The organism is Panacibacter ginsenosidivorans, assembly GCF_007971225.1.
Classification (GTDB): domain Bacteria; phylum Bacteroidota; class Bacteroidia; order Chitinophagales; family Chitinophagaceae; genus Panacibacter; species Panacibacter ginsenosidivorans.
In genome coordinates this window covers 4,281,833-4,298,098 of sequence record NZ_CP042435.1, presented here as the reverse complement: position 1 = coordinate 4,298,098, position 16,266 = coordinate 4,281,833, and the positions used below count along the sequence as shown (strand labels likewise).

The following is a 16,266-nucleotide window of genomic DNA, read 5'->3' as shown; positions in this document are numbered from 1 at the left end:
AGTGTGCGACGCAACCAAAGCTTAATGCCTGTACTGCAGCCCGGCTTATTATTGTATTATCAGTTTTTGACGAGCTTATATATTACACCCTTAAATCCTTCTTTTGTATTAAGCACACCTGACAGGTACAGCTCATTGTTCTCATCTTCATCGCAACTTATGATAAGCAAAGGATCTGAAGGTTTATTACTGATCTTTACCTGTTGCCTGCTCCATGTACCGGTCTCATTTTTAGTAAGTGCATACAGGGTGCCGTTATAATCTGCAAACACATATTTGTCTTTTAAGAAAGGAATATTTTTTCCATAATAAAATTTACCGCCAATAACACATATACCATCTTTGTGCGTGTAGGTATCAATGGGTGCAACAAAATTTGCTGTATCTGCACTACTATTGTGCACAACTATTGTATCTCCTTCTGCAACAGGCCAGCCATAATTACCACCTTTTACAATGATGTCTGTTTCTTCACGTTCCTTATCTCCTACTTCTCCGCCAATCAACACATGTGTTTGTGGATCGAAAGAAAAACGCCAGAACCTTCTTAAACCATAGGCCCATATTTCTGGTCTTGCATCTTTAACACCTGCAAAGGGATTATCTGCAGGAATACCATAAGGCGTTTTATTTACATCAATACGTAATACTTTGCCAAGTAAAGAGCTGAGTATTTGTCCTTTGCGTTCATTTAAAGGCGTGTGGTTATCACCGATAGAAATATACAGATACCCGTCAGGGCCAAATGCCATATCACACGCATCGTGATCTACACCAGACCCCTGCACTTCTAAAATACGCCGCTCGCTTGAAAGGCTTGCACTGTCAGGATTTGAAGCACTTACGGTAAATTCTGAGATGACCAGCTTGCAACTATTTGAATCTATATTGGTGGGCGCATTATACGCAACGTAAAACTTTCTGTTTCCGGAAAATTGCGGATGAAATGTAAATCCAAACATGCCTTTTACTTCAGGTGTTGAATCTTTTGTTTCCAGCTTGCTGCGCAGATCAAGAAAAGGTTGCGGCAATACATTGCCATTTTTTAGTACCATGATCTCCCCGCCAAGGTCACTAACAAACAGCCGGTGACTATTATCAGGCGCTGCAGCCATTTCAACGGGAAAATTAATGGCATTGGTAACAACTTCTAATTTTACAGATGTGGAAGTATCAGCAGTTATTTTTTCAGTTCCGGTATCTTTTGTACTGTCGGAGTTACAGGAAACCACACAAACGAAAAATAATAAAACAACAAAATTGATAAGGCAAACCTGGGTAAAGCATTTCATTTTAAATAAAAATTTAAGAAAGGCAGGGGAAATAATTTATTGGCCGTTAAATATATTGTTTTATTCCCTGATATTTTCCACTATTCCGGAACTGTATAGCTATAAGCAATCCGGCGCGCCATATTATTTTTGCTATTTATTCATATTATAATTAGATTTATTTATTCTAACGACTGATTACACCTCTTTTGAAGAACCTGCAACTTCGTCACCCGATTTAATAAAACATAAAACTTGCAACATGAAAAAAATCATTCTTGTGGCTATGTGTTCTTCATTGCTGTTTGCCTGCAACGAACAAAAACCTGCAGAAGAAAAAACAGCAACACCTGCTGTGGAAACCACCCAGCAACCTGCTGAATTTGCTGATGCGAAATATACTGATATTGGCAAAAAGGGACTAGCCTCATTATCAGGCGGCGACGTTGATAGCTGGATGGCAGACTTTTCTGACAATGCAAAATATTTCTGGAATGGCGGAGACAGTCTTATTGGAAAAGCCGCTATCGCTGCTTACTGGAAAAAGAGAAGAACAGAAGTTATAGATTCAATCAGTTTCATGAATGATATATGGCTTCCGGTAAAAGTAAATACTCCTCAGCAGCAAGTGCAATCGCCGGGTGTATGGCTATTAAGCTGGTACCAGGTTTCAACAAAATATAAGAATGGAAAACATATGAGGCAATGGATACATACAGACATGCATTTTGATGCCAGCGATAAAATAGACCAGGTAGTTCAATACTTAGACAGAGCACCTATTAATGCTGCTTTAGCAAAATAAACCAACCTGTACTTTAAATAGCAATGCTGTATCAAATTGATACAGCATTTTTTTATGTTACCAACAGCACCTCATTACTCGTCGTTCGTTGTGTCACTCACTTGTACGTTCGGAACATTATTGAACAAGTTTATGCGTTTACATGTTACTTGTGACTTATCGAACTTGTGAACGTATAAACCTGTAAACTGCTGAAACTATTTTTTCAGCACAAGCGTGCGACGCAACGAAGTTCATAGCAGCATTAATGCCTGGCTCAAAAAAATTTTGAGCAATATTATTTTTTAGCAGCAATAAAACTCAATAAACGTACATTGTTCATATTGCTGTAATCGTATTGATAAAGACCATCGGCATCAACTATCAACGCTTTTTTATTTGCTGCGATAATATCATAAGGTTCATTGCTCTTTATTTGATGAACCAGCATTAAATTTAAAGGATTGATTGCATTATAGATCTTTACGCCGGTGCCATCGCACACAAAAAGATAATTCCCATCTTTACAAAGGCCCGTTGGTTTTGTAAGTGCATAAGTTTTTACCAATTTGCTGTTTACAAGATCCTGTATGTTTATTACATCCAGTTCGTTTTGATCGCCTCCACAACCATCTCCTGCATGCAATGTTACGTATGCGTAATTACCATCAGAGATAACAGGATCGCATGCACGGCCATGTTCAAACTGACCAATGGAAACAGGATGCTGCGGATCGCTTACATCATACATGAACATACCAATGGCAGAGCCAAGGAATAATTTATCTTCAAAAGGATAAACGGTTTGCAGGTCGAATCCTGCAAAAAAAGATGAATCAAGTATTGGAGATGAAGGATTGGTAATATCAACAATGCTTAAGCTATGCATTTCGCTGATGCTGTATAAATAATCATTCATGATAACCATGCCCGCCATTGAACCGGCAACGCCAGATGATGATTTTATGGTGCTGCTTGCTAAGTCGAAAAAGCAGCCATTACATTCAGCGGTAGGGTAATTATTTTGCACAAATACCGCAGTGTCTTTTTCAGTCCAGTCAACTGCTATTTTATCATCCATAAAAGATGGTGCACCATTTACATAACCACGGCTAGTAAAAAAATTATTCAATGTGTTTTTTATGGTAACATGATGTGGGTCTGTGATATCAAGTGCAAGCAGGTCTGTAAACATATCTGCATAAAGAATATTTCCTTTGATGGCAATATCAAGATTACCGGGTATCGAAAGAAAAGCAATTTGTGTTGGCTGAGATGGATTGCTGTTATCAATGATGTGGATGCCTTTATTAAGTTCATTAAGATAAATGAAATTATCTTTTATATAGAGTTTACCTGCATGTTCAATGTTAGTCGTCGAAACGCCGTTAATGGAAGCCAGCACTTCACTCTTAGCTTTATACACCGGGGTATAGATCGTATAAGTTTGCATCTTCCCTTTGTTATTATCTTTTGAACAGGCTGAAATAAATAACAACGTACAGGTTATTGCAATTACATGCAGCGGCAAAAGCTGAAGATTCTTTTTCATACATTAAGTTTTGCATGCTGACAATGTATGCAGCAATACCGTTGCGTTGATGATAAGAAAAATTAAAACTATTATTGAGCGGGTGGTTGAATAAGTATTCGGCTTTGGTTGTTTGCTCCTTCTGGTGGAAGAAGGTCTCACTTATACGTTCTCTTGCTTATAAATTCCCTTTCTTCAATTCATCGGCAGCATAATTTGCAGCACGTGCCGTAAGAGCCATAAATGTAAGCGATGGGTTTTGGTTGCCTGAAGAAGTCATACACGAGCCATCTGTTACAAAAACATTCTTACACGCATGTAACTGATTCCATTTATTCAATAATGAAGTCTTAGGATCGTGGCCCATTCTAATGCCGCCCATTTCATGTATATCAAGTCCTGGAGTCTGTTTGCTGTCATTTGGAATAATATTTTTACAACCTGCTATTCGCAATATTTCGGCGCCCTGTATTAAAAAATCTTGTAGCATTTTTTCATCATTATCATCATATTCTACTGCTGTTATAAGTTGCGGAATGCCCCATTCATCTTTTAAATCTTTACTCAACCTTACGTGATTATCAAACTTTGGAATCACTTCTCCCTGCATAGACATATACACACCCCAATTACCTGCTTCACACATTGCATCTTTAAATGATGCGCCAATATTTTCATTATTGTTCGCATTCCCTGTATTTCTATAAGCTCCCCAAAACACGAGATAACCACCCATAAAATCCATTTCCTTCTTATGAACATTTCTGAAACTGGGCATAAGCGGAGATACGGGCCTTCTGCCATAATAATATTCGTCTTCAAAACCATCAATATCTGCGTTAAGAGAACCACGATAATTTTGAAAAGTCATATACCTTCCTAGAAGATCATTATCATTACCTAAACCATTTGGGAAACGATTTGAGATGGAATTCAGCAAAACAAGATTGCTGTTGAGGCAGGCTGCATTTAAAAAAATTATTTTGGCAAAATATTCCGTTGCCTCTTTTGTAATGGCATCAATTACCCTTACACCAATTGCTTTTCCTTTTTGTTCATCATAAATAATGGAGTGCACAACAGACTCTGGCCTAAGTGTGAGGTTGCCTGTATTGGCAGCCCATGGCAATGTTGAAGAATTGGAACTGAAATAACCACCATAAGGGCAACCACGGTGACAAAGATTGCGGGCCTGGCAAGGACCTCTTCCCTGTTTTAACTGAAGCTCACCAGCCTTTGTAAGATTGGTACAACGACCCATCAACATGCGGCGATCTTTGTAATAGGCATTCACTTTTTGTTGCATACTTTTCTCCACGCAATTAAATTCCCATGGCGGCAGAAACTCACCATCGGGTAAATTTTCTATGCCATCCATATTGCCACTGATGCCAACAAATCTTTCTACATGCGTATACCATGGCGCAAGATCATTATAACGTATGGGCCAGTCAACAGCATAACCATCACGTGCAGGTGCTTCAAACTCAAACCGGCTCCAGCGTTGCGTTTCACGTGCCCACATTAACGACTTACCACCTACCTGGTACCCACGGATCCAGTCGAAAGGCTTTTCCTGTATGTAAGGATGCTCTTTATCTTTTACAAAAAAATGTTGTGCACCTTCATCAAATGCATAACACTTACTTACTATAGGGTTTTCTTTTTGCAATGCTGCAGTGATAGCGCCTCTGTGCCGAAACTCCCATGGGTGCTTCGTTGCTGTAGGGTAATCTTTAATGTGTGTTACATTGCGTCCTCTCTCCAGCACCAACGTTTTGATGCCACGGTCACACAACTCTTTTGCAGCCCAGCCGCCACTGATACCAGAACCAATCACAATAGCATCAAAGGTATTTTTCTCAACGGCTTTTGTGTTGACATATAAACTATCTGCAGGCATAACAATCGCTTGATTTCTGCAAAAGATAAAATATTTTATAAGAAAGCAAATAAATGTTTTTTTATGGATGAGCTGAACATTGGTGCTGCTATTAAGCTTTCGTTGTGTCACTCACTTGTACGTTCCGCCGTAAATTCATCTTTTATCATCAAAACAAAGAATGCCGGTCGCGGAAAAATGTTATCAATAAAAACATAGAATTGATTATTCGGATGTCTTTTACCCGGAATACTTAACTTGTACAAATATTTTTATTGTGCATAATCCATCTTAGAACAACCAAAGATTTTTATAAATGAAAACTGCGATTGCTATTGCTGCTCATCCTGATGATATTGAAATGATGATGGCCGGAACTTTACTGTTGTTAAAAAAAGCAGGATATGAAATTCATTACCTGAATCTTTCCCGTGGCGATTGCGGCAGTGTTGAATATGCTGCTGCAGAAATTAAAAAGATTCGTCTTGCAGAAGCTAAAAACGCAGCTCATTTACTTGGCGCACATTTTCATCCGCCATTGTGCGATGATCTCCAAATATTTTATGGTGAGAATTTGCTCCGGAAGGTTGCTGCTGTTATTCGTGAAGTAAAGCCAACTGTTGTGTTAACACATTCCCCCGAAGATTATATGGAAGACCATGTAAATACCGGCAGGCTTGCAGTAACGGCAGCTTTTGCAAGGGGCATGCGCAATTTTACAACAGATCCTCAGCTTCCTTTTGACAATTATGATTGCACGGTTTATCATTCCCTGCCACACACATTAAGAGACAATTTCCGCAGGCGCATTATACCCGGGGCATTTGTAAATACAGGTGCCGTACACGAAACAAAACTGGAAGCATTGAGGGCGCATCAAAGCCAGCAAAGCTGGCTCGATGTAAGTCAAAATATGAACTCATATTTACAGGCGATGGAAGACGTTTCGCTGGAAGTAGGAGAAATGTCAAAAATTTTTACACATGCAGAAGGCTGGCGCAGGCATTCACATGTTGGTTTTTGTGAAGCTGGAGCCGATCCGTTGAAAGAACTGGGTAATGATTATCTCGTGAATGAAGCATATGAGAAGCATCTTGAATTGTGAGCGCTGCAAGTAGTGCAAACGCACAAGAGTGCGACGCAACAGAAGCTCAATGCTTAATCAAAAGCCTGGTACAAAATGATTTTCTTTTTCCTGATTCTAAAATAAAATAATATGGCCCGCAAATTAAGTTCTATTGCTCCCGGCTGGTGGGATTACACAACACTTGACACCGACCTTATTGAAGAAGTTGCACTGCTTACACCCGAAAAAATGCTTCAGCTTTCGAGGCCCGGTTTTAAAGTAGTAATGTACGACACGCTCGAAGATTTTTACCTGGCCGAAGCGCTGGAATATGTGAATGCATGGAAGCAGTCAACCGCCGATAATCCCGTTGGCATCTGCGGACCTATTGGCCCAACAGAGCAATTGCCGCTGGTTGCACGCATCATAAACGAATTAAATATTTCTGTTAAGTCTGCACATTTCTGGGGCATGGATGAATGGGTGATGGGAGATAAAGAAGTATCGCCTGACCATCCCTTATCATTCGAAAAGGCAGACCGTGAACTTTGTTTTAACCGCATAAAAAAAGAACTGGTAATGCCGGATGAAAATCTGCATTTTCCAAAAGCAGATACCGCTGTATACCGCAAGAGTTGGGAAGGTGTTCGTTGCGCCGTGATGCAGGGCGGGCAGGGCGATATCAAGCATTGGGCATTTAATGATCCTCCAAAAAGAGAAGCAGAATACATCGACAATCCGCCACCGCCAGAGGTATATCGTAAACTTACCGCACGTGTTGTTGACCTGCACCCGATAACCATTGCACAAAATGCACGCACATCGGGCGGGGGGAATATTACCCTGGTTCCCACAAAGGCCATTACGGTAGGGCCCGTTGAAACATGGATGGCCGAAAAGGTTTCTATCTGGCATGCGGGCATGCATGATAATCCTTTTGGTCAAAGGCTCACCACTTATATGATCTCAAAAAATATGGTGGACACATCAGTACCCATGTCATTGCTGGCAGATCATCCGAATGTACAGTTCAATTTTTATCGTGGTGGTATTGGCGACTGCTCTGTTGTGATGCATTAATTGACTATTTAACGATTGCTTTTTTATTTTAAAAGATGTGCCATGAAGAAATTATTGATTGCTGCGATTGTTGTGCTGATGTGTATGAACGCATTCAGCCAGGGTAATGGAAGTATTGTTTCCTTAATTCCAATACCCGTGTCGATGCAAATGGGCCAGGGAAATTTTACGCTGAAGAATAATACGTCGATTGAACTTGCAACGACCGACCCTGATGCAAAAAGAGTCGCAGGATTTCTTGCTGAAAAATTATCGGTAACAACTGGATTTAAAATTCCTGTGAAGCCTGTGAATAAAGCCTCGAATGCGAACGGCAATATTGCTCTTGCAATAGTGCAGGATGCAACATTCGGAAATGAAGGATATAAATTAAATGTTACGCCCAATTCAATTTCACTTAGTGCAAACAAAGCTGCGGGTTTGTTTTATGCGATGCAAACCTTACTGCAGTTACTGCCAAAGGAAATTGAAAGTAGTAAAGTAGTAAACAATATTGAATGGAATGTACCCGGTGTAACCATTACTGATTATCCGCGTTTTGGCTGGCGTGCTTTGATGTTTGACGTAAGCCGGCATTTCTTTACAAAGCAGGATGTGAAGACGTTTATAGATAATATGATTCGGTATAAGTATAATCTTTTGCACCTGCATCTTACAGACGACCAAGGCTGGCGAATAGAAATAAAATCTTTGCCTGAACTTACAAAGGTTGGTGCATGGCGACCAGAGCGGAAAGGTGCATGGGCCAATGCTAAACCGGTTACCGCAGATGAGCCAAAAACCTATGGCGGATTTTATACACAGGATGATATCAGAGAAATTGTTCAATATGCGAAAGAGCGCTTTGTAACGATATTACCCGAAGTTGATATACCCGGTCACAGCATGGCAGCAGTGGCAACATATCCGCAGTTATCCTGCACACCCGGTACTTATTTTGTAAATGCCGGAGAGGAAACACAGGTATGGGAAAAGAATGGTAACCGTGCGCTGATCGATAACACGCTATGCCCGGCTAATGAAAACGTGTACGAATTTTTAGATAAGGTTTTTACGGAGGTTGCACAGTTATTCCCTTTTGAATATATACATGTTGGTGGTGATGAAGCCGCGAAAAATTTCTGGGAACAAAGCGAAGCGGTAAAAGCGCTTATGCAAAGAGAAGGCTTGAAGAATATGGAAGAAGTGCAGAGTTATTTTATAAAGCGAGTTGAAAAAATTGTTCAGTCAAAAGGCAAAAAGATGATCGGGTGGGACGAGATATTGCAGGGTGGCCTTGCGCCTGAAGCTACTGTTATGAGTTGGCGTGGAATGAAAGGAGGAATAGAGGCTGCAAAGCAGGGTCACCATGTGGTGATGGCACCGAAAGATTATACTTATGTGGAGTTGATGCAGGGCGATCCGTATGTAGAGCCACCTGAGTTTGATATTTTACTACTCGATCAGTCTTATAAATTTGAGCCGGTACCCGATGGAGTTGATCCAAAACTTATACTCGGTGGCGAAGCCTGTTTGTGGAGCGAACATGTGACCAATATGCGTGCAGCGGGATACGAGTTGTGGCCAAGGGCCTGGGCGGTAGCTGAGTCTGTATGGTCACCAAAAGAAAACAAGAACTGGCCCGATTTTGTAACCCGTACAGAGAACCAGTTTCAAAGGCTTGATATTGCGAAGATCAAATACTCCCGCAGCATGTACGATCCGCTTTTTATTGCATCGTTTGATAACAAGGGGCAATTGAAAGTTGAACTGCACTTACAGGTTCCCGGCCTTGTTGCTTATTATTCTTTCGATGAAACAAATCCCGATGAATTTTATCCCGCATACAAAGAACCGCTCATCGTTCCCGAAGACGCACTGCATGTAAAAGTACTCACTTACAGGGATGGCAAGCCAATCGGTAAGCAGATCAATATGCCGGTTGAGGAGTTGGTGAAAAGAGCTAAAAAAGAGTAAGTAATATTATAAAAACTAAATACAATTGAATGGAAAAAACAATTAAGAATAGCTCTTCAAAAAGTTATGGCCCCATGATCATTATTGGTTCGTTATTCTTTGTTTTTGGCTTTGTAACATGGGTAAATTCTTTATTGATCCCTTATTTTAAATTAACCTGTGCCTTAACTGTAAAGGAAGCCATGCTGGTGGCCTTTGCATTTTACATCAGCTATTTTGTAATGGCTATTCCATCTTCATTTATTCTTAAAAAAACGGGTTATAAAAATGGAATGATGTTAGGGTTATTTGTTATGGCCGCCGGAGCCATGGTTTTTGTTCCCGCTGCCACCACCAGAGCTTATAGTGTTTTCCTGCTTGGCTTATTTATTGAAGCAGCGGGCCTGACGCTTTTGCAAACTGCGGCAAATCCTTATATAACCATACTTGGTCCTATAGAAAGTGCAGCGTCCCGCATAAGTATCATGGGCGTTTGTAATAAAGTGGCCGGTGCAATAGCACCATTAATATTAGTGGGTGCTTTAATTAAAAATCCTGATGAAATCGACCAGGTGAAAGCACAACTATTAACGATAGCACCTGCTCAGCAAACCGTAGTATTAGATGATTTGTCTTCACGTCTTATCATGCCCTATATTGTAATAAGTATTGTATTGGTGGGCCTTGGGCTATTGATCAAACTCTCTCATCTCCCGGATATTAATGATGAAACCTCTGACACCGTTTCATCATCAGCAGCGGAACAACATAATAAAAGCCTGTTTCAACACAAGCATCTGTTATTAGGTGCTGTTGCCATATTTTGCGCGGTAAGTATAGAAGTGCTGGCAATAGATTCTATCATTAATTATGCGCAATACAAAGGCTTATCCTTTAGGGATGCAAAATATTTTGCAACCTATACACTCCTCATAATGGTTATAAGTTATTGCATCGGCATTTTCACCATACCCAAAATAATAAAACAAAGAAAAGCTTTAATGCTATCTGCAATTATTGGGATTTTCTTTACTATCATAGCGTTATTGATAAAAGGACCCTCCTCGGTTTGGTTTATTTCTTTGTTGGGTTTGGGCAATGCTTTACTATGGCCCACTATCTGGCCACTTTCACTGGAAGGGCTTGGTAAATCAACCAGCAAAGGTTCTGCTTTATTAATCATGGGCGTAGTTGGGGGAGGTGTTTCACCCCTTATCTATGGCGCCATCAGCGATGCAGCAAACCCACAAGTTGCTTATAGCATACTTATCCCTTTATATTTATTTATCTTTTACTTCGCTGTATCAGGTTATAAAGCAGGAAAAGTAAATCTGTCCTCACAATGAAGCCTGAGATTACGATCACAGGCTTCATTGTTTAACATACTTAAATTAATTTTTATGTACCCGGCTTTAGTACTGCCATAATCTTCTCTTGCGTCGCACTCTTGTACATTTGTCTAACTTCACAAGTGTGTGACGCAACCGTTGCTCAATAGTACTGCTACAGCTAAGTACAAAAATTTATCTATACCCTTTCGCCTGCAAATGAAATAACTCAGCATATCTCCCACCCAATGCAAGCAGTTCTTCATGGCTGCCTATTTCGAGTTGCTGGCCTTTATCCAACACAAGAATACGGTCTGCCATGCGCACGGTGGAGAACCGATGTGAGATCAACACAGCAGTTTTGCCTTTGGTAAGATCAGCAAAACGCTGAAACACTTCATACTCGGCACGTGCATCAAGCGCACTGGTGGGTTCATCGAGAATGAGCAACTGCGCATCTTTCATATAGGCACGGGCAAGCGCTACCTTTTGCCATTCTCCACCACTTAGTTCAACACCGTTGTTGAAACGGCGGCCCAATGCCTGGTCATATTGATTGGGTAATTTTTTTGCAAGCAGGCTTGCCAAACTTTTTTCTGCACTTTGTTCTATCAATGCACGGTTATTCATTTCATCAATATTGCCCACCGCAATGTTTTGTGCAAAGCTCATTTGATAACGCAGGTAATCCTGGAAGATGATGCCGATGTTATGACGCAGTTGCAACAGATCATAATCACGCAGATCAATACCATCAAGCAATATGCGGCCTTCAACAGGATCATACAAACGTGCGAGCAATTTTACCAGCGTTGTTTTACCTGCACCATTTTCACCAACGAGTGCAAGCTTCTCTCCTGCATGCAACGTAAAACTGAGATGACGGTTTGCCCACTTATCAGAGTTGTGATATTTGAAGCCAACATTCTCAAACGTAAAGCCCTGTTTGATCTGCGCAGGAAAAGGAACAGGCTTAACGGGCATAAATATTTTTGGTTGTATTTCAAAGAACTCAAAGAAGTCACGCAGGTAAATGGCGCCTTGTGATACCGCTGTAAAACGTGTTAATATATTTTCAAGCGTACTTCTTAACTGCCTGAAAGATCCTGCCAAAAATGTAAGTGTACCGATCGTTAATGCACCTTCAATAGTTTTCATGATCATTACAACATAGGCTGTGTAATAACCTGCGCTTCCAAGCAATGCAAAGAATGTTCCCCATGATGCACGTTTGATGGAAAGTTTTTTATTGTCATCATAAAATTTATTGCTGAGTGTTTTAAAACGATCAATTAAAAAACCGGAGAGGTTAAAAAGTTTTACTTCTTTCGCAGTTTCATCACTGGCACCAATGTAACGTATGTAATCCAATTCACGACGCTCAGGTGTTTGTCCGCGTGTTAGGGCATAGCTGCGGTCGTTGAAATATGATTCTCCCAAAAATGCGGGCACTATTGCGATCAGCAATAATAAGATCAGCCATGGATTGAACGCCATTAATCCTGCAGCGAGAAATGCCATAGTAATTAAGTCCTGCACCTGCGTTAATACCTGCGACAATAATATAGTGCGGCCAATGGTCTGTTGTCTTGCACGTTCCAGCTTGTCATAAAATTCAGAGTCTTCAAACTGGTCAAGATCCAGTGTGGCTGCATGTTCCATGATCTTAACAGAAGTGTGGTTACTGAAAAGATCGCCGAGTAAACTATCCACCAATGCAGTTGCTCTTGCCAATGCATCTGATAAAATGGCCAATGCAAATTCTGCAGCAACGAGTTGCCATAACAATTGATGATCTGTTGCATGGCCCTTGCTGAGTGTTACTACTTCGTCGATGATCAGTTTGCCTACGTATAAAATTGCTACAGGTATAGCAGAGCGTAATAATCTTAGCAAGCCATTGAGTAACGTATACCATTTATGTGTTTCCCAAACCAGTTTAAAGAAACGTGGCAGGTTACCAAGTGCTGCAAATTTTTCTTTGAGTGTTGGGTTGGCTATAACATTTTGTCTGTTGGGTCCTCTTTCACGTGCCATTCTTTCTTTACTCTTGCTCATTTTGTAAAATTAGGGAAAGGCAATTTATGTACCCGGCAATTGAATAAGCAGCGGGCTTTTGTTGCGTCGCACTCTTGTACGGCAACAATTATATGCAGCATTTCACGTTCACCCATCAATTCAAAACAAAGGTTTATACAAATCAATCTCTTTAAACCGGCATCAACAGCTAAATTAATTATAGGAGCAAAACAATAATTTTTTTAACTTTCGCATGATTTTTGTCCTTTCTATTTCTTCGAAAACGTCTTATAATATTAAATACTAAAACAAACTTTTTATGAAAAAGTTATCCATGCTTGTCACCGGGTTGCTGTTGTTTGCTTTCAACACAAAACCGGTTTCCCTATCCGACCAGGAAAGAAAAACTGCTGCTGATCTTTTATCTCAGACTGAGCAAGGTGTGATTAATGCCGTTGCAGGATTAAGTGATGCACAACTAAATTTCAAACCCGCTCCTGATAAATGGAGTGTGCTGGACTGTGTAAAACATATTGCTGTTACTGAAGCCAGCCTTTGGCAAATGACCAACGGCGCCATACAGGCGCAGGCCAATCCTGAAAAAAGGGCTGATATAAAAGCCACTGATGAGCAGGTTATACAGATGATCGAAAGCCGTGAACATAAAGTAAAAACTGCCCCACCGATGGAGCCTCAGAATACGTCATATAAATCATTGGAAGAAGCTTTAACTTCATTTAAAAATGATCGTGCAAAATTGATTGACTATGTAAAAACAACTGATGCCGATCTTCGCAATCATGTAGTTACAATGCCTATGGCTTCTTTTGATGCTTACCAGATGATACTGTTTATAGGTGCACACAGTAACCGTCACACGCAACAGATAGAAGAAGTAAAAGCTGATCCTAATTTTCCAAAACAATAAAAATTTTTCAAAATAAAAAATCCCTGTTTATGCAGGGATTTTTTATTTGTATTTCTACAGTAAAGATGTTTTAGCTCATTAATTTCTTCCAGTATAAAAGCCAGTCGATGATACGGCTGGTATAGCCATATTCATTATCGAACCACGCAATAATTTTTACCTGCTTTACTGCTACCGATGTTAATGTGCCATCTATAATACAGGAATGTGTATCACCTTTTATATCTGCTGATACCAAAGGGTCTTCACTGTAAGCAATAATGTTTTTATATTCGTTTTCTGCGGCTTTTTTAAAAAGAAGGTTGATCTCTTCTTTTGCTGCTGGCTCTTTTAGTTGCACCGTAAAATCCGCCATTGCTCCATTTGTTACAGGAACCCTTACAGAAACAGCAGCTATTTTATCCTGTAATGGCAGCAATCTTTCCAGTGATTGCGCTAAATCAATTTCAACAGGAATAATAGATTCGGCAGCGGCTCTTCCTCTTCTGAATTGCTTATGCGCTGTATCCACAAGTTCTTGTCTTGATGTATAAGAGTGCAGTATGTTTATCTGTGCTGATTCAATACCAATTGAATTTAAAATATAAAGGATATGCGTGGAGCAATTGGTCATGCAACCACCGGGAGAAACAATTTCAATAGTATTATCCAGACGGTGGTGATTGAAACCGTAGATCATTAAAGGAATATCCGGTGAGCCTGTTGTTGACAATAATACTTTTTTTGCACCTGCCTTTAAATGTTCAGAGGCCCCGGCTTTGTTGGTGAATTTGCCGGAGCATTCGAGTACAATATCTATATCCAGGTCTTTCCACGAAAGCTGCGATGGATATTCATGCTGCAAAACAATAACCTTCTTATCGCCTGCAACAATTGCATTATCGCTTAATGATATATCTCCCTGGAATTTTCCATACAACGAATCATACTTTAGTAAATAAAGCAGGTTCTCTGTTTCCATAATATCATTTACTGCCACCAATGTAAATGCAGGATCATTGATCAGCCGGCGAAATAATAATCTTCCGATTCGTCCCATTCCATTAATTGCAATCCGCATATCAAATTATATTTTGAAAAATTGAGTGGCAAATATCCGAAAGAATAAGTTATCAATTTGTTTGAAATGAAAAGAACAGCAATGATGCATAATGCTTTTGTTGTTCAGCAGATAACAGAACGTACAAGTGTGCGACGCAACCAAAGCTTCATAGTAGAATGACCGACCGGTTCATAAATATTTGCTGAAAGAATGATCAATAATACCTGCCGATAAATTTATCATCTACGATCATGCGTTTCATTTCTTGCGGGTCTATCTGCCCCTGCTTTGCATACACGATCTTACCACCAGGCTCAACAAGAATGGTATAAGGCAATGCGCCCTGCCAGTTGGGATCAATGGCTTCAATAAGTTTATATTTATCATCGCCGCTAAAAATATAATTGGTGGCAGATGCCTGTTTCTTCTGCAAAAATTTCATCACCTTATCTTTATTCTCGGGCTCATCTGCACTAACACTAATGAATTCGAAATCGCGGTTGCGGTACATCCTGTTCATCGTAATGAATTCAGAAAATTCTGCAACACAGGGGCCGCACCAGGTGGCCCACACATTGATCAGGCGTAGTTTATCAGAATTATTTTTTACAAGATCTTTTATCCCCTGCACATCAATCGTATCAATTGCTACAGGTTCCTTTGCCCAATCTTCATTTGCTTTCTGTAGCCAGCTTTCTTTCTCTGCCCACTTAATGGAACACCCAAAAACTTTAGTTGTTTGCACAGCTAATTCTTTACCTGCAAGCAATGCATCAATAGCATTGCGTGTATCAAAATTGTGCGGCGTTTTGGAAGGTTTCTCTACATCATCTATGCGGCCCTGATAGCGTAGCTTTCTTGTTTTATCAAAAATAAAAACATGCGGTGTTGCAGCAGGTCCATATGCTTGGGCAACAGACTGTGTCTCGCCATCGTACAGGTAAGGAAAATTATATTGTTTTTGTTTGGCACGTAGTTTCATCTCTTCAAATGAATCACTCATATCTGTATAGCCGAGTTCATCAAGCCTTATTGCTTTGGGGTCATTAGGCATAATAGCCACCACAGCTACTTTCTTTGCGGCATAATCTTTTGTAAGTTGTATGAGCCTGTCTTCATAAGCCTGTGCGGTGGGGCAATGATTGCAGGTAAAAACGATCACTAAAATATCTGCTTTACTAAAAGAAGACAGCGTATAAATTTTATCATCAGTGCCTGTTAATTTAAAATCCGGTGCGTTTGAGCCAATGGCCAGTGTTGGATGATCTCCTGCGGCTATAGCTGTATTACAAAAAACCAATAAACAAAAAAAAGTAACAGGCAGGCAATGTTCTTACATTTCATAGCAGAAGATTTTTGAAAAGTTAGCATTTTAAATGAGTATGCAGGTTGATACAAAT

13 protein-coding genes are annotated in these 16,266 nt (G+C 40.1%); 7 read left to right on the top strand and 6 right to left on the bottom strand.

Going from position 1 to position 16,266, the window contains the following annotated elements; all coding sequences use genetic code 11:
* Positions 1-59: 59 nt before the first annotated feature.
* A complete protein-coding gene (locus FRZ67_RS18060) occupies positions 60-1,292 on the bottom strand; it encodes a PQQ-dependent sugar dehydrogenase (protein WP_147191863.1) in 1,233 nt (410 codons plus the stop codon).
* 241 nt (positions 1,293-1,533) lie between these two features.
* Here FRZ67_RS18060 and FRZ67_RS18055 point away from each other — a divergent pair, with 241 nt between their 5' ends.
* On the top strand, positions 1,534-2,076 hold the full coding sequence (locus FRZ67_RS18055; protein ID WP_147191861.1) for a nuclear transport factor 2 family protein: 543 nt from the start codon (positions 1,534-1,536) through the stop codon (positions 2,074-2,076).
* A gap of 277 nt (positions 2,077-2,353) precedes the next feature.
* Here the strand turns inward: FRZ67_RS18055 and FRZ67_RS18050 are convergent, their stop codons facing one another.
* A complete protein-coding gene (locus tag FRZ67_RS18050; RefSeq protein WP_147191859.1) occupies positions 2,354-3,607 on the bottom strand; it encodes an LVIVD repeat-containing protein in 1,254 nt (417 codons plus the stop codon).
* Positions 3,608-3,764: 157 nt separating this feature from the next.
* Positions 3,765-5,489, bottom strand: coding sequence for a GMC oxidoreductase (locus tag FRZ67_RS18045; RefSeq protein ID WP_147191857.1), 1,725 nt, complete (start codon positions 5,487-5,489; stop codon positions 3,765-3,767).
* Between the two features lie 63 nt (positions 5,490-5,552).
* Between FRZ67_RS18045 and FRZ67_RS23800 the strand changes: the two genes are divergently transcribed.
* From FRZ67_RS23800 to FRZ67_RS18025, 5 genes are all read left to right on the top strand, one after another.
* The gene (locus FRZ67_RS23800) at positions 5,553-5,687 is read left to right on the top strand and encodes a hypothetical protein (protein ID WP_262713646.1); all 135 of its coding nucleotides are present in this window, start codon (positions 5,553-5,555) and stop codon (positions 5,685-5,687) included.
* A gap of 97 nt (positions 5,688-5,784) precedes the next feature.
* Entirely contained in the window at positions 5,785-6,573 is a 789-nt protein-coding gene (locus FRZ67_RS18040) for a PIG-L deacetylase family protein (RefSeq protein ID WP_147191855.1), read from the top strand.
* A gap of 111 nt (positions 6,574-6,684) precedes the next feature.
* Positions 6,685-7,614, top strand: a complete 930-nt coding sequence (locus FRZ67_RS18035) for a sugar phosphate isomerase family (RefSeq protein WP_147191853.1) — start codon at positions 6,685-6,687, stop codon at positions 7,612-7,614.
* Positions 7,615-7,656: 42 nt separating this feature from the next.
* Positions 7,657-9,570, top strand: coding sequence for a beta-N-acetylhexosaminidase (locus FRZ67_RS18030; protein ID WP_147191851.1), 1,914 nt, complete (start codon positions 7,657-7,659; stop codon positions 9,568-9,570).
* 29 nt (positions 9,571-9,599) lie between these two features.
* The gene (locus FRZ67_RS18025; protein ID WP_147191849.1) at positions 9,600-10,895 is read left to right on the top strand and encodes a sugar MFS transporter; all 1,296 of its coding nucleotides are present in this window, start codon (positions 9,600-9,602) and stop codon (positions 10,893-10,895) included.
* 177 nt (positions 10,896-11,072) lie between these two features.
* Here the strand turns inward: FRZ67_RS18025 and FRZ67_RS18020 are convergent, their stop codons facing one another.
* Positions 11,073-12,935, bottom strand: a complete 1,863-nt coding sequence (locus tag FRZ67_RS18020) for an ABC transporter ATP-binding protein (protein ID WP_147191847.1) — start codon at positions 12,933-12,935, stop codon at positions 11,073-11,075.
* Positions 12,936-13,215: 280 nt separating this feature from the next.
* Here FRZ67_RS18020 and FRZ67_RS18015 point away from each other — a divergent pair, with 280 nt between their 5' ends.
* Positions 13,216-13,824: a DinB family protein gene (locus FRZ67_RS18015; protein WP_147191845.1), complete on the top strand. Its 609-nt coding sequence runs from the start codon at positions 13,216-13,218 to the stop codon at positions 13,822-13,824.
* Between the two features lie 70 nt (positions 13,825-13,894).
* On the opposite strand, the gene FRZ67_RS18010 is transcribed toward FRZ67_RS18015, so the two are convergent.
* Entirely contained in the window at positions 13,895-14,884 is a 990-nt protein-coding gene (locus FRZ67_RS18010; RefSeq protein ID WP_147191843.1) for a type I glyceraldehyde-3-phosphate dehydrogenase, read from the bottom strand.
* Between the two features lie 196 nt (positions 14,885-15,080).
* Positions 15,081-16,166 (bottom strand): redoxin family protein, encoded by a 1,086-nt coding sequence (locus FRZ67_RS18005; protein WP_225975387.1) that lies wholly within the window; start codon positions 16,164-16,166, stop codon positions 15,081-15,083.
* Positions 16,167-16,266: the final 100 nt, after the last annotated feature.

Coding starts and splice junctions, on each gene's coding strand:
- FRZ67_RS18060 (WP_147191863.1), bottom strand. CDS start 1,292: ATGAAATGCTTTACCCAGGTTTGCCTTATCAATTTTGTTGTTTTATTA.
- FRZ67_RS18055 (WP_147191861.1), top strand. CDS start 1,534: ATGAAAAAAATCATTCTTGTGGCTATGTGTTCTTCATTGCTGTTTGCC.
- FRZ67_RS18050 (WP_147191859.1), bottom strand. CDS start 3,607: ATGAAAAAGAATCTTCAGCTTTTGCCGCTGCATGTAATTGCAATAACC.
- FRZ67_RS18045 (WP_147191857.1), bottom strand. CDS start 5,489: ATGCCTGCAGATAGTTTATATGTCAACACAAAAGCCGTTGAGAAAAAT.
- FRZ67_RS23800 (WP_262713646.1), top strand. CDS start 5,553: ATGGATGAGCTGAACATTGGTGCTGCTATTAAGCTTTCGTTGTGTCAC.
- FRZ67_RS18040 (WP_147191855.1), top strand. CDS start 5,785: ATGAAAACTGCGATTGCTATTGCTGCTCATCCTGATGATATTGAAATG.
- FRZ67_RS18035 (WP_147191853.1), top strand. CDS start 6,685: ATGGCCCGCAAATTAAGTTCTATTGCTCCCGGCTGGTGGGATTACACA.
- FRZ67_RS18030 (WP_147191851.1), top strand. CDS start 7,657: ATGAAGAAATTATTGATTGCTGCGATTGTTGTGCTGATGTGTATGAAC.
- FRZ67_RS18025 (WP_147191849.1), top strand. CDS start 9,600: ATGGAAAAAACAATTAAGAATAGCTCTTCAAAAAGTTATGGCCCCATG.
- FRZ67_RS18020 (WP_147191847.1), bottom strand. CDS start 12,935: ATGAGCAAGAGTAAAGAAAGAATGGCACGTGAAAGAGGACCCAACAGA.
- FRZ67_RS18015 (WP_147191845.1), top strand. CDS start 13,216: ATGAAAAAGTTATCCATGCTTGTCACCGGGTTGCTGTTGTTTGCTTTC.
- FRZ67_RS18010 (WP_147191843.1), bottom strand. CDS start 14,884: ATGCGGATTGCAATTAATGGAATGGGACGAATCGGAAGATTATTATTT.